At 40.1% G+C, this 12,647-nt stretch carries 16 protein-coding genes and 1 other annotated feature; of the genes, 9 read left to right on the forward strand and 7 right to left on the reverse strand.

What is annotated here, in order from left to right:
- Positions 1 to 8 precede the first annotated feature (8 nt).
- Positions 9 to 566: an ECF-type riboflavin transporter substrate-binding protein gene (locus J2S07_RS12805; protein ID WP_307150803.1), complete on the reverse strand. Its 558-nt coding sequence runs from the start codon at positions 564 to 566 to the stop codon at positions 9 to 11.
- 35 nt (positions 567 to 601) lie between these two features.
- Positions 602 to 1,459 (reverse strand): SAM hydrolase/SAM-dependent halogenase family protein, encoded by an 858-nt coding sequence (locus J2S07_RS12810; protein WP_307150804.1) that lies wholly within the window; start codon positions 1,457 to 1,459, stop codon positions 602 to 604.
- A gap of 113 nt (positions 1,460 to 1,572) precedes the next feature.
- Positions 1,573 to 1,843, reverse strand: a binding site (T-box leader).
- Between the two features lie 243 nt (positions 1,844 to 2,086).
- Between J2S07_RS12810 and J2S07_RS12815 the strand changes: the two genes are divergently transcribed.
- Genes J2S07_RS12815 through J2S07_RS12830 form a run of 4 tightly spaced genes read left to right on the forward strand, consistent with a single transcriptional unit; the run spans position 2,087 to position 6,397 of the window.
- On the forward strand, positions 2,087 to 3,169 hold the full coding sequence (locus J2S07_RS12815) for a DUF871 domain-containing protein (RefSeq protein ID WP_307150805.1): 1,083 nt from the start codon (positions 2,087 to 2,089) through the stop codon (positions 3,167 to 3,169).
- Entirely contained in the window at positions 3,156 to 4,046 is an 891-nt protein-coding gene (murQ, locus tag J2S07_RS12820; RefSeq protein WP_307150806.1) for an N-acetylmuramic acid 6-phosphate etherase, read from the forward strand. The genes J2S07_RS12815 and murQ overlap by 14 nt, the downstream gene beginning before the upstream one ends.
- Positions 4,047 to 4,072: 26 nt before the next feature.
- On the forward strand, positions 4,073 to 5,518 hold the full coding sequence (locus tag J2S07_RS12825; protein ID WP_307150807.1) for a PTS transporter subunit EIIC: 1,446 nt from the start codon (positions 4,073 to 4,075) through the stop codon (positions 5,516 to 5,518).
- 15 nt (positions 5,519 to 5,533) lie between these two features.
- A complete protein-coding gene (locus J2S07_RS12830; RefSeq protein WP_307150808.1) occupies positions 5,534 to 6,397 on the forward strand; it encodes a MurR/RpiR family transcriptional regulator in 864 nt (287 codons plus the stop codon).
- A gap of 181 nt (positions 6,398 to 6,578) precedes the next feature.
- Here the strand turns inward: J2S07_RS12830 and J2S07_RS12835 are convergent, their stop codons facing one another.
- Together J2S07_RS12835 and J2S07_RS12840 are read right to left on the reverse strand one after the other, a co-directional pair.
- Complete coding sequence (locus J2S07_RS12835; protein ID WP_307150809.1) at positions 6,579 to 7,337, reverse strand: hypothetical protein; 759 nt, start codon at positions 7,335 to 7,337, stop codon at positions 6,579 to 6,581.
- Between the two features lie 31 nt (positions 7,338 to 7,368).
- Positions 7,369 to 7,842, reverse strand: coding sequence for an Hsp20/alpha crystallin family protein (locus tag J2S07_RS12840; RefSeq protein WP_307150810.1), 474 nt, complete (start codon positions 7,840 to 7,842; stop codon positions 7,369 to 7,371).
- 156 nt (positions 7,843 to 7,998) lie between these two features.
- On the opposite strand from J2S07_RS12840, the gene J2S07_RS12845 reads away from it, so the two are divergent.
- The 4 genes from J2S07_RS12845 to J2S07_RS12860 are packed head-to-tail and all read left to right on the forward strand — an operon-like array spanning position 7,999 to position 9,008.
- Positions 7,999 to 8,229: a hypothetical protein gene (locus tag J2S07_RS12845; protein WP_307150811.1), complete on the forward strand. Its 231-nt coding sequence runs from the start codon at positions 7,999 to 8,001 to the stop codon at positions 8,227 to 8,229.
- 18 nt (positions 8,230 to 8,247) lie between these two features.
- Positions 8,248 to 8,514, forward strand: a complete 267-nt coding sequence (locus J2S07_RS12850) for a hypothetical protein (RefSeq protein WP_307150812.1) — start codon at positions 8,248 to 8,250, stop codon at positions 8,512 to 8,514.
- A complete protein-coding gene (locus J2S07_RS12855; protein ID WP_370872820.1) occupies positions 8,514 to 8,744 on the forward strand; it encodes a hypothetical protein in 231 nt (76 codons plus the stop codon). Before J2S07_RS12850 ends, J2S07_RS12855 begins: the two co-directional genes overlap by 1 nt.
- A gap of 27 nt (positions 8,745 to 8,771) precedes the next feature.
- Positions 8,772 to 9,008, forward strand: coding sequence for a hypothetical protein (locus J2S07_RS12860; protein WP_307150813.1), 237 nt, complete (start codon positions 8,772 to 8,774; stop codon positions 9,006 to 9,008).
- Between the two features lie 75 nt (positions 9,009 to 9,083).
- Here J2S07_RS12860 and J2S07_RS12865 read toward each other — a convergent pair whose 3' ends face one another.
- From J2S07_RS12865 to J2S07_RS12875, 3 genes are all read right to left on the reverse strand, one after another.
- Complete coding sequence (locus tag J2S07_RS12865; RefSeq protein ID WP_307150814.1) at positions 9,084 to 9,962, reverse strand: LCP family glycopolymer transferase; 879 nt, start codon at positions 9,960 to 9,962, stop codon at positions 9,084 to 9,086.
- 14 nt (positions 9,963 to 9,976) lie between these two features.
- A complete protein-coding gene (locus J2S07_RS12870) occupies positions 9,977 to 10,900 on the reverse strand; it encodes a polysaccharide deacetylase family protein (protein ID WP_307150815.1) in 924 nt (307 codons plus the stop codon).
- Positions 10,901 to 11,073: 173 nt separating this feature from the next.
- Entirely contained in the window at positions 11,074 to 11,532 is a 459-nt protein-coding gene (locus J2S07_RS12875) for a nucleoside deaminase (protein WP_307150816.1), read from the reverse strand.
- 231 nt (positions 11,533 to 11,763) lie between these two features.
- Here J2S07_RS12875 and J2S07_RS12880 point away from each other — a divergent pair, with 231 nt between their 5' ends.
- Positions 11,764 to 12,645 carry a LysR family transcriptional regulator gene (locus J2S07_RS12880; protein WP_307150817.1) on the forward strand — a complete coding sequence of 294 codons (882 nt, stop codon included), beginning with the start codon at positions 11,764 to 11,766 and terminating at the stop codon, positions 12,643 to 12,645.
- The last annotated feature ends 2 nt before the right edge of the window (positions 12,646 to 12,647 follow it).

The following is a 12,647-nucleotide window of genomic DNA, read 5'->3' on the forward strand; positions in this document are numbered from 1 at the left end:
CTCCTAGACTATAATTCCCTGTGTAAGCTGTTGCTCTTACTGCGTGTTTTCGCGTAGGCAATCAATAAAATTGTTCCGATAACACCAACGGTTACTATGTTCGATACCACTGCAAAGAATCCCTGTGCAAATACTTTGTTGGCAGGTTCTGCATAAATCAAAATATCTAATAGAGGAGCAATTAAGAGCCAGCCAATTGCTTGTGCAAGTACCTGTGTGATATTAAAAGTAATGATCTTTTTCTTGCTAAAATCCCCGGATTCAATATCGATTTTCTTTGCCACAAGCCCAATCAAAAATCCGACAATCATCGAGACAACGACCCAGCTCCACCAAACCGAGCCGTATGAAATCGCATCATTCAGTGCATGCCCAATTAAACCAATCAATCCCCCTGCAATAGGTCCAAACACAATCGCCATTAATGCTAAAAATGCATAGGATGTTTGAATGGATGTATTTGGAATTGGTGATGGAATTGATGCAAATTTTGCCAAGATAATGAATACTGCTGCCCCTATCCCAATCGCAACAATCGTCTTTATAGAAAATAATTTTTTAAACAAAATGTCTCTCTCCCTTTTTAAAAATTCTAATAGTTTTAATTATAGATTACTTTCGGAACTTTACGTATAGAGATTTTCCAATTCGCCCCTGATTTCACATGATAAGCCTTGGCAAAGGAGCCTTGGTTGAGGGCAACCCCAATCTTATCGAGTGAATTCACATAAAGAAGGGGCTCTCCTAAATGGCTGTCCGCAAAGGATCGACCGTAGGTCATAATGTTCTTGTAAATCTGGCGCTGTTCATTTTCAATCACCACCTCGAAAGAATCCCCATATTCAATATTTAATTGCTTGAATTTCTCTCGCTCAATATTCGTCCAGAGGTTCCCAAAGCGAACATCAAGGATATCAATATTTCCGATAACCGCTCCCTTTTCAATGCTGGCTTCAGTCACAGGCAATTCAATAATGGAATCAACCGATACCTCAGGTCCGACCTCGTCAAACGAAATCACACCTGACGCTAGTCTTGCTGCCGTAAAAGCATAGACATCTCGCCCATGGAAGGTATAAGACTCCCCAGAATAGGGCAAGCGGTTGACATTTTCATCAATGATTCTCGCTGCAACAATCCCAATATGCTTTTTTATCTGGGTCAGTGTGCCATTATCTGGGGTCACGATATATTGGTTGGAAGCTGTTTTGACAACAACGCTTCTTCTTTCAGATCCGACTCCAGGATCCACGACCGACACAAAGACGGTTCCCTCTGGCCAGTAGGAAATCGTTTGATATAAACGGTAAGCCCCTTCCCATATATTGTATTGAGGAATATCATGGGTTAGGTCAAAAATTCGAATCCCTGGGTCGACAGATAACGCAACACCATACATCGCACACACAGCTCCATCGCTTGTGCCAAAGTCTGTCTGCAATACTACATAATTTGTCATCTTCTTTTCCTCCACTTTCAGCTTAATTTATTCGCACGGATATGGTTCCGGAATGTCCTTAATACCAGACATTCCGTTTTTAAAAACAAAAAAACCACGTCATTATCCCATCGGATAAGGACGTGGTTTGAACACGCGGTACCACCTTATTTCACTGATTGCTCACGCAAAACAGTCTCTGCAAGTACTCGAAGGAAAGATCCCCTTTTATACTGTGGTATGGATAACGAGTACCAAATCTCGTCGGAACCTACTCATACCAGAGGTACTTTCAGCACGAAACTCAGAGGCCATTGTTCAGATTCGTATTTTTGCTTCTTTTCAGCTACCGAAGCTCTCTGTGAAAAATAGCTAAATCCTACTTTTTCTCTTCATCGTCTTTTTCAGAATTGTAAGTTAAGGATGATTATAGTGGATGCTCAAATAAAACGCAAGTGTAAGTTTTAAATTTTTCAGACTCCATTTTAGTGATATACATCATTTAATGAAATGTCATTTCAAATTTTATGGTATTTTTTGTTTTATATTGAAATTTCATTTCATAAGGTATAAAATGTAATTGTAATAATTAATCGATTCAATAGGAATGCTATAGGTCCACTATTAATTGAACAGGGTGGTGATCAATTGCTGGGATTTTCAATTTTTCTTAATGAGGATTGGTCGCAAGAGAAAGAAAGCTATGTCAATCAAATGGCGGATATCGGATTTGAGGGTGTTTTTACTTCATTGCATATCCCCGAGGATGATGTTTCAAAGTACAATGAGCGCCTAACTTCCTTGTTAGAGATCGTACGAGCAAGAAACTTAAGACTAATGATTGACATTTCAGGTGATGCACTCAAAAATATCGGGCTGTCATTAGATGAACCTCAGGCTATTTTTGAAAGCGGAATCTCAGGACTGCGAGCAGATGATGGAATTGATTTTAAGACAATAGCCAATCTTTCACAGTACCTTACTGTTGGTTTGAATGCCAGCACACTAACAGAAAGCGATTACGAGCAGTTAATTTATCACAATGCTAACTTTAGTAATCTTGAGGTTTGGCATAATTATTATCCAAGACCCAATACCGGATTGGATGAAAAGTGGTTTTACCGAAAAAATGACTGGCTGAAAAGTAAGCGCTTTAAAGTATGCGCCTTCGTACCAGGAGATGACAATTTACGCTTGCCGTTATATGAGACACTTCCTACCTTGGAAATTCATCGTTCTGGGCATCCACTTTCCTCAGCATTATCGCTTACTCGCGATTATCTAGTGGATGATGTATATGTTGGCGACCCTGGTATTTCGGATGCGACTTGTCAGCAATTCAATGAATTCCTTCAACGGAAGATTCTGCTTCTGCATGCATCTTCCATTAATAAGAAATGGGATTCTTACATTTTCAAGGATCATCAAAACCGCTTAGATGTCTCAAGAGATGTCATCCGCAGCGAACAATCAAGAATTATTCATAAGCAGAATGATATTCAGCCAGAGAACAACATAGCAAGAAGAAAAGGAAGCATCACAATCGACAATCATTTGTATCTCAGATACAAGGGCGAACTACAAATTGTAAAACGTGAACTACCTGCTGATGCTAAAGTAAATGTGATCGGACAAGTCATTGATAAGGATCTGCCATTACTTGACTTTATCGAGGATGGGACAAAGTTCATAATAGCTGCTATCAAGGAGGCACATCATGAATCTAAATAAACTAGCTACTGAACAACGAAACCAAAGCACAATGAATTTAGACACGCTATCCACCATTGAGATTTTACAATTGATGAATAAGGAAGACCAAACCGTTCCTGAAAGCGTCAAAAAAGAACTACCACAAATCGAAAAGGTTGTTGAAGCTGTTAAAGAATCCTTTCAAAAAGGCGGCCATTTAGTCTATGTTGGTGCAGGAACGAGCGGCCGCTTAGGAATACTCGATGCAGCGGAATGTGTCCCAACATTTAGTGCCGATCCAACAATGGTACAGGGATTAATCGCTGGTGGCATGTCTGCCATGACTGTCGCTGTTGAAGGGGCAGAGGATTCCATCACTCTCGGTGAAGAAGACTTGCGCAATATTCAACTAACAGAAAAAGATACCGTTCTCGGGATTGCAGCAAGTGGGAGAACACCATATGTAATTGGTGCATTAGAATATGCCAAAAAAGTCGGGGCAACAACAGCAAGTCTTGCTTGTAACAAAGACGCTGAAATCAGTAAGTATGCCGACATCAATATTGAAGTGGAGGTTGGTCCTGAAGTATTAACGGGGTCAACAAGATTGAAGTCAGGTACAGCGCAAAAATTAGTATTAAATATGATTTCCACTGCTTCGATGATCGGAATTGGGAAGGTTTATAAAAACCTAATGGTCGATGTGAAGCCAACGAATGACAAATTAGTCGAACGTTCAAAGTCGATTATCATGCAGGCCACAGAATGCAGCTATGAAGAAGCGGAAAAAGCATTCTTTGCAGCTGACAAAAACGTGAAATTAGCGATTGTCATGATCTTAACAAAACTCTCCAAAGAAGAGGCTTCTGAGAAATTAGATCAGGCGAATGGATTTATTCGAAACATCATTGAATAGCTCAAAATTAAGGAGGTAAGAAAAAAATGGCTGAATCAAAAGAACAAAGATTAGCTAGGGAGATCTATGAAAAAGTTGGTGGCATGGAGAATGTCGAGAAACTGATTCATTGTATGACAAGGGTTCGAATCACTGTTAGAGATTATAGCAAAATTGATATGGCTGGACTAAAAGCCATCGATGGAGTACTCGGTATCGTTGAAGACGATACGCTTCAAATCATTGTTGGCCCTGGAATTGTCAACAAGGTGGCGAATATTATGGTTGCTGAAGCGGGCGTTAAGCTTGGCGAGCCCTTTCCAAAACAAGGTGGTTCTGGTTTAACGGATCGTGAAAAGGTAGAAGCAAAAGCAGCTGAAGTGAAAGCAAGAGAAAAAGCAAAGCATAATAATAACTCATCCTTTAAGCGCGTATTAAAATCCATTGCGAATATTTTTGTTCCATTAATTCCTGCCTTCGTTGGTGCCGGTATTATCGGCGGAATCGCAGCCGTTTTCTCCAACCTTATGACTGCTGGCAGCATAAGCCAGGACTGGGCAAACATCATTACAACATTAAATATTATTAAAAATGGTCTTTTTGCTTATTTAGTCATTTACGTTGGTATTAATAGTGCCAATGAATTTGGTGCTACTCCAGGTTTGGGCGGCGTCATCGGTGCTGCTACGATGTTAACTGGAATGAATCCTGAAGCCCCATTGACAAATATATTTAACGGGCACGCTTTAGCAGCTGGACAAGGTGGTATTATCGGTGTTATTTTTGCCGTATGGATTCTATCATTAGTTGAAAAAAGATTGCACAAAATTATTCCAAACTCTGTTGATATCATCATCACTCCTACTATCGCATTATTAGTTGTTGGTCTCTTTACAATCTTTATCGTTATGCCGATTGCTGGTGTCATTTCAAATGCTCTTGTCGGTTCGATTACTTGGGTATTAAATGTTGGTGGTGCTTTCTCTGGATTTATCTTAGGACTCTTCTTCTTACCAATGGTTATGTTTGGCTTACACCAAATCCTAACACCAATTCATATTGAAATGATTAATGCATCTGGCTTCACCCTTCTATTGCCAATCTTAGCAATGGCAGGTGCTGGTCAAGTTGGAGCAGCCTTCGCTTTATGGGTTAAATGTAGAAAAAATAAAGAATTAACTCGATTAATCAAAGGGGCTTTACCAGTTGGAATTCTTGGAATTGGTGAACCGTTAATTTATGGTGTAACATTACCATTAGGACGTCCATTCATTACTGCTTGTATCGGTGGTGGTATTGGTGGTGCCGTGATTGCTGGAATCGGAAATATTGGTGCCATTGCTATCGGCCCAAGTGGTATTCCACTTATCCCTCTTATCGCTAATGGACATTGGATGGGATATATTATCGGATTAGTATCAGGTTATATTGGAGGATTCATTGTGACATACCTATTCGGTGTGCCTAAAGAAATCCAAAAGGAAACTAAATAGGCTAGGCTGTGATCCATGGTGGAAGAAAATATCATACTGCGAATAAAATCTAAATTGGATGATTTGTCAAAAGCGGAAAAGAAAATCGGTGAATATATTCTTCAACATTCCGTAGAAACGGTTAATTACAATACAAGTGAACTGGCAGAAAAAGCTGGCGTAAGTCCGGCCACAATCGTTCGTTTTTGCCGTTCGATTGGATTATCTGGTTTTTCCCAATTAAAAATTCAATTGTATGCCGATTCCTCGGGTGTGGCTGAAAACCTATATACGGATATCACACCCAATGAAGAAGTGACGCTCATCGCTGAAAAACTAGCTCTCCGATTTAATCAATCGATTTCCCAAACAGCGAATCATCTCGATACAAATAGGATTGAGGAAATAGCTAAATTGCTAGATCATTGTAGTGTGATTTATGTCTACGGGTTAGGTGCATCCCATGTTGTTGCTGAAGATTTCACACAAAAATTTTCTAGAATTGGTAAACCGGTTGTAAATACGCTGGACCATCATTTATTGGTCTCTTCCCTGATAAATGCCCATGAACAAAGTCTGTTTGTAGCGATATCGAATTCAGGGGAAACCAATGAAGTCATTAAATTAACACAGGTGGCTAAGCAACGGGGAATCCACACGGTTGGTATTTCACAAAATGAAAATAGTACATTGGTAAAACTTGTGGACTATCCTGTCATTCACCATGGTGGGGAAGCTGTTATGTTAAGAAGCGCAGCCACCACATCCCTGATTTCACAGTTATTTGTCGTAGACGTCTTATACTATGCTTATGTTAATAGGAACTCTAAGGAAATTCTAAACATGTTAAAAGACTCAAAAATCAACATTCAATCTCTATTTCGAAAGGAAAATGGATAGAATGTCAAAGCGGAGAGCAAAAAAGCTCTCCGTTTTTTTATTTAAGGCGCTGTTAAATTTTTATGTTGATCTTGATACCGCCATAAGAGCGTAGGTTCACTACGTTGCTCGTCCCGAGTAAAACCCGTTCACACCATGCACATATGGCTAATATCAACACTGAAGATTAACAGAGCCTTATTTAAAAATCCTCTTCTTCAATATTAATATCTGTAAAAGCTGAATCTTCTTCGTCTGATTCCAAATCATTCTCCTGTGGCTCTTCGTAGGTAGATTCTTCTCCTTCCGAGACATCCCTTTCTCTTTCCTTTTCCATAATGGCCTTCAGCTTACTCCATTCATTTTTTGCTTGTTCATTGATTTCCTTAGGAATGGCATCGATTCCATAGGTTGCTCCAATATTTAGCGTACCGCTTAATGTCTTAATCCCAAGTTGAGCAAAGTTATTATTTTGCTCATATTTATCCAAATAAAACTTGTCAATATATATGTTCTTAACTTGCTGTATGGCTTCTTCATCCTCGTCATCATGGCATTTCTGCATAAGCTCCTCTACGGTGTTTTCAAGCTTGGCTTGAACTTCCTTTAGGGATACGTTCTCCCTCTCTAATTCCTCGAGCCGTCTATTCATATGTGAATTTATTGCCTCAAGAGCCTGTATTTTTTCAGTCAGTTGTTTTTCTATTTGAACACACTCCGAGAACTTTTTTGCAAGAATCTGGTCAATTTGGGTGTCTAGAGCCTCACCTCTCTTGGACTGCTTCCATTTTTCTTTATTAGATGCCTGATGCCCAGAAGCCTGGAGCTCTTTTTCCAACACCAATAGTTTCTTAACATGAACCTCAAGAGCATTGATTCTCAAAATTTGTTTTTCCAGCTCGTCCATTTTCATGCTTTTATTTTCCTTTGGACCATGCTGGCTAAATATCCCTCTTAGCATCTTTAATCCCCTTCATATGAACGGATTTCCCTTAATCAATAGGGACATACTCCTCCTGCTTAAAATGTCGCTGATAGGAAACAAAGAGAACGCCATTGCTAAATCTCGCCCGAATTTGATTTGGTAGTGTTGGTTCAGGAAGCTGAATTACACGTTCAAAGGGACCATGCTGCCGCTCCTTTTGAACCATTTTTCCAGCCATCATCCGATTCGTATCTCCTTTAATGAGTAGCTTCGCACCAGATACGGATAGCCGAATATCTTCTTTTGTGAAACCTGCCAAATCACATACAACGAAGATCTCATCCTCTGTCATGTAAATATCTGTTGGAGGAAATTTATTCTCCTTCTTAAAATCTAGAGGAGATTCACCTGTCTCTCCAAAATCCATTTGGTTTCTCATAAAGTCGTCAAAGGCGGGCTGTTCAAAAATGTCGCTCCAAAAGTTATTTGTTTGATATTTCTTTGCCAGCTCCATCCACTGCTTTATTTTATCCATATCCATGGTGGCCCCTCCCTGCCTTGCTCCCTTGACGAAAAAATTCATCATCCTATATTTATTCAGACAATCTTGAAATAAGCCCCCTAATTGATAGATACATATTTTTTGCATCAATCGCATATTCTTAACTATTCAGCAAAGTTTGGAGGAAAGCATAGAATGTATTTTTTACCTCAAAAAATTAGTATCACAGGGATAAAAGTGAATAATGAGGATCACCTAAGCTCCATCTCCATTAGCTCCACAAGAAAAATAAACAGAAACGTATGTGCGAAGAAAAATCAAGGCATAGGCCAGCAGTTTGCAGATGGTTGCCTAAGGATGTACACGGTGTCTGCTGTCTTCGATGAAGATCGGGAGGACTCTATTTCGATAAAGAGGAATATTTGATGAATGGGAGGGATTCACATGCCTGGTCCAGTACCTTATATCAATATTAATATCAATATTATCAAGGTCAATTCTTTTGAAAATGCATCTGCCATTAACGTTGGCCAAAACCTCTTGGCTGAATGGCATAATTCTGACAAGAAAAATATGGGGCTTGGGCAAAATATGGGGGATGGCACAAATTTCTTTGGTACGAGAAGCTTTGTCGACGATCGCGATCAGATTGATGCAAATTCCTCCTTTGAAACAGCAAACCTTCCTAACCCATTAGGAGTGAATGGATAATGTTTGGGCAGGTGGTTATCAATGTTATGGGGATTAAAGTCAATGCGATCGATAACGGGGCAGTAATCAATCTAGGTCCAAGTCAGCATATCGACCAATTTGTTTCTTATAAGAGGAATCAGGGGCTTGGCGAGCAGAACGGAGATCTTTCCCCCGCTGTCTATTCTCGATCATGGGTGTCGGATATGGATCTGCTAGACAATCCAGCGGTTAAGTCTAGCTTTTTCTAATCGTGTTAGAAAGGGAGGATGAGAAAAATGGTATTTATTTCACCAACTGTTATAAATGTCCTTGGAATTAAGATTAATGCCCTTGATAATGGCTCCGTATCGAATATGGGTTCCTTTCAATTAATTGATCAGTTTGTGACGTACAAAAGAAATCAGGCATTCGGAGAACAAAACGGTGACCTCTCCCCTATTAATCTTCCAGCCTCCGTTGTTTTAGACCCGGATGCAAGTGACAGCAATTCGATTAAGAACAGTGTGATTTGATACTTATTCCGGCCTCAAATGACAAGGAATCAGAGAGAGCGCTCCCTCTGATTCCTTATTGTAGATATACATTCTCTATTCGTTAAACATCTTCTCAGGATTTTCCGGGGTAAAATACCAATATCCATCCTCTTCAATCTTTCCAGCACCTGGCATGTCATCTGTTTGAATCTCTTTTAGGGCTGGAAGGTAGTGCGTATATAAAGGTTTCAAATCCTTTTGCCCAATATTCCATTCCAAATATGGGGCTAATGTCTCCAGCAGTTTAATCGTACCTAAATAATCTCGATCTTGAATTAGTCTATGAATGACAGCCTCTATTACCTGACGTTGACGAAAATTGCGCCCTTTGTCCCCTAGCGGATCCCCTTTTCGCATTCTCACATAAGCAAGCGCTTCATCGGATTCTAAGGAAATCTTGCCCTTTGAAAAAGAGTACCCTTCAAATGAAAAGGCCCTATTGTTTTGGACAGTCACACTGCCAAACTCTTGGATAATTTTTTCAAAGCCTTCCATATTCACCTTAACATAGTAATCGATCGATATCCCGAGTAGCTCTTCAACGGTTTGAACCGTTAAGTCTGTGCCGCCAATGGAATAAGTATGATTCAATTTGGTATAGCTGTCTTTTCCTGGAATCATCACCTTTGTATCTCTCGAAATGCTGACCATCTTCGTTGTTTGTTGCTTTGGGTCGAGCTTGGCGACGATGATGACATCTGGCCGCCCACGATCACCCTCACGTTCATCAATTCCCATCAGCAACACATGAAGGGCTTTGGCTTCCTCCTCTTTTTGCACTTCAATTTGCTTGACAGGAGGAGTCGATGCAATCGGTTTATAGGTTTCATCAAAGAAAGCCCCCACTTTTGCAAAGATAAAATAGAAACAAACCCCTAATAATACCGTTAATGTAGCAAGAACTCCTACTGCAATTTTCATATATCTTTTCATTTTTCTTCTCCTAATCATAATGTGACTGGCTCAAGCTGCTCCGTCAACAGCTTCATTTCATAGCCAAGCTCCGTCAATTTTTGTAATAAGCTCTCTAGATGCTCTACTGTGGAAGCTTTGTCATGCATAAGAACTACCTTTGGTTCATCGGGGTTAGAGTAGGACTCTAGCTGTTCTAAAATATAGGAGACATACTTTCTACTAAGAAACTTCCAATCTTTGCTGTCGATGGTCCAATCCCAAAGCTTAAAGCCTTCCCTATTCACTGCTTCAAAATAGGCTGGCTTCATATGAGGAACAGAACCATATGGAACGCGGATGAGATAACTGTTCAGCCCTGAAATAGAGGCTAACGTCGCTTGCCCCCTCTTCATTTCATTCACCACTGCTTCACTAGATTGATAGATTATTTTTGCATTATGGGTCACCCCATGCATGCCAATCGAATGCCCTTCATTGACCATTCTCCGGATGGAATCTGCATACCTTTCCATGTTTGGTTCCAGCATAAAAAAGGTCGCCTTCGCATTGTAGCGTCCCAATAAATCTAGAATGGCGTCCGTATATTGGTTCGGACCATCATCAAATGTTAGATAAATAATATGATTGTTTGATTGCTTTATCGTTTCATCCTGTTTCTTTTCAGTTTGGATAGCTGTATCTGAAACCGAAGAACTTTCCACAGAATCATCCTGAGTCTTTATTTCCCTCTTCACTTCTTGCTTCGGTGAATTCTCGTCGTCTATATTTCCCTTGATCTCTTCTTTCTCGATGAGGGAAACTGGCCTTTCCCTATTATTATTTACTTCCATGCTCTTGACCTCGTTCCCCCGGATTAACGATGTAGCTGCCAAAGTAACCAAGAATAGAATCGCTATACACACGGAAGCAAGTTTATATTCCAACTGCCATCTTCTTTTTCTCTTTTCTCTTTCCATGTTCTCACCTTTCTCCTCACATGCTCCACTATCCATGATAGCTAGCTCTGAGGGAAAAAGGGTTATGAACTGGTTAAGAATTAAGCTTATCCTATGTAACTTTTTTGTAACCTTTAAGAAAAAAAGGCCAGCCTCTAAAACTTCAAGGCTGACCTTTTTTCTATTCGCATGGATTATTCATTCCCTTTTCGTGCCCACTTTTCCATTGGATCGGGTAGTGCGCCTTCATTTGGCATATAGATCATCTTAATCTCTCTGTCTTCCCTATTTTTCTTCAAATCATGATAAATCATCTTCGATTTTCCGAGGCCCACTTTTTCCGCATCATCTATAGACGCACTGTAGTAAACGGTCTTAATTCCTGCAAAGTACATGGCTGTCAAACACATTGGACAGGGCTCCCCGCTTGCGTACATAACGCAATCACTTAAATCATGGGTTTTTAAGCTTGCCTGCGCTCGTCTAATGGCTAACAGCTCGGCATGACCACTTACATCATAATTCTGGTGCAGCTCATTCACACCCTCGGATATGATCTCATCTTTCCTCACAAGAACGGCTCCAAATGGCTGGCCTCCTTGTTCCACATTCTCAATCGCTAGCTGAACTGCCTTTTTCATAAAAGGATTCATGCTCATCCCTCCAGATCTATCTTTTGCAACCGAATACTAATTTTGTATCCTCTCTAACCCTAATCTACCAAATTTACGTATGCTGGACCAGTTTCTATCTTTAACATATTGGAAAATAAATGGACGTATGCTACATTTTATTCATAACAAAATTGTATGAATTTTATGCATATTAACAATTAGAAGTTATGTAGAAAGCGAAGTATAATAAAAGAAATTTGAGGGATGCAAATGGAATGGGTTCAAATACAGTATTTCCAAGCGGTTGCCAAAGCAGAGCATTTTACACGCGCTGCCGAACAACTAGCGGTTTCCCAGCCCGCACTTAGTCGCTCCATCGCAAAGCTTGAGGAAGAACTTGGGGTGCAGCTATTTGATCGAAGGGGCAGAAATATTTATCTGAACCGCTATGGGAGAATATTCTTGGAATATGTCGAGCAGGCCATCAAACAAATGGAGCTAGGGAAACAAGAAATATGGAATGAAATTCATCCTGATCATGGCATGATTCATCTTTCATTCATTCCTTCTCTTGGGATGAGTGTCGTTCCTGAACTTCTAAGCTCCTATCAAAGGGTGAACCCACATGTTCACTTCCAGTTAAACCAAGCCTCTAACCGGCAAATAGTCGACCTATTAAAGGACAGGAAGGTTGATCTCGCTCTCATCACCCTGCTTCACGAGGACCAGGAGATTATTTATCAGCCTCTTTTAACGGAAGAGCTTTTTTTGATCGCTTCAATCGACCATTGGCTTAGTGAATATGATGAAATCGATTTAAGTATGGTTAGACATGAGCCTTTTATCTCCTTCAAGCAGGTCAATGAGCTGCGTGCAATCATTAACCATTTTTGTTATCAGGCAGGTTTTGAACCAAATATCGTATTTGAAGGTGAGGATATTGGGACGGTTTCTGGTCTCGTTGGGGCCAAATTAGGTATTTCCCTCGTGCCCGACATACAGGTCTTAGATAAGCAAAAAATAAAGCCCATTCGTGTAAAAAATCCTATCTGCCAAAGGGATATAGGGATGGCTTGGTTGAAGAACTCTTACTCCTCTCCTGCGGTCAAGGGCTTTATTCAATTTGTCCATCACTTATTCGAAATCAACTAAAG

The organism is Anoxybacillus andreesenii (genome assembly GCF_030813005.1).
Taxonomy (GTDB): Bacteria; Bacillota; Bacilli; order Bacillales; family Cytobacillaceae; genus Robertmurraya; species Robertmurraya andreesenii.

Bases quoted from the DNA above. Each gene is read 5' to 3' on its own strand.
- J2S07_RS12810 (WP_307150804.1), bottom strand. From the start codon at position 1,459: ATGACAAATTATGTAGTATTGCAGACAGACTTTGGCACAAGCGATGGA.
- murQ (WP_307150806.1), top strand. From the start codon at position 3,156: ATGAATCTAAATAAACTAGCTACTGAACAACGAAACCAAAGCACAATG.
- J2S07_RS12825 (WP_307150807.1), top strand. From the start codon at position 4,073: ATGGCTGAATCAAAAGAACAAAGATTAGCTAGGGAGATCTATGAAAAA.
- J2S07_RS12830 (WP_307150808.1), top strand. From the start codon at position 5,534: ATGGTGGAAGAAAATATCATACTGCGAATAAAATCTAAATTGGATGAT.
- J2S07_RS12835 (WP_307150809.1), bottom strand. From the start codon at position 7,337: ATGCTAAGAGGGATATTTAGCCAGCATGGTCCAAAGGAAAATAAAAGC.
- J2S07_RS12840 (WP_307150810.1), bottom strand. From the start codon at position 7,842: ATGGATATGGATAAAATAAAGCAGTGGATGGAGCTGGCAAAGAAATAT.
- J2S07_RS12845 (WP_307150811.1), top strand. From the start codon at position 7,999: ATGTATTTTTTACCTCAAAAAATTAGTATCACAGGGATAAAAGTGAAT.
- J2S07_RS12850 (WP_307150812.1), top strand. From the start codon at position 8,248: ATGCCTGGTCCAGTACCTTATATCAATATTAATATCAATATTATCAAG.
- J2S07_RS12855 (WP_370872820.1), top strand. From the start codon at position 8,514: ATGTTTGGGCAGGTGGTTATCAATGTTATGGGGATTAAAGTCAATGCG.
- J2S07_RS12860 (WP_307150813.1), top strand. From the start codon at position 8,772: ATGGTATTTATTTCACCAACTGTTATAAATGTCCTTGGAATTAAGATT.
- J2S07_RS12865 (WP_307150814.1), bottom strand. From the start codon at position 9,962: ATGAAAAGATATATGAAAATTGCAGTAGGAGTTCTTGCTACATTAACG.
- J2S07_RS12870 (WP_307150815.1), bottom strand. From the start codon at position 10,900: ATGGAAAGAGAAAAGAGAAAAAGAAGATGGCAGTTGGAATATAAACTT.
- J2S07_RS12875 (WP_307150816.1), bottom strand. From the start codon at position 11,532: ATGAATCCTTTTATGAAAAAGGCAGTTCAGCTAGCGATTGAGAATGTG.
- J2S07_RS12880 (WP_307150817.1), top strand. From the start codon at position 11,764: ATGGAATGGGTTCAAATACAGTATTTCCAAGCGGTTGCCAAAGCAGAG.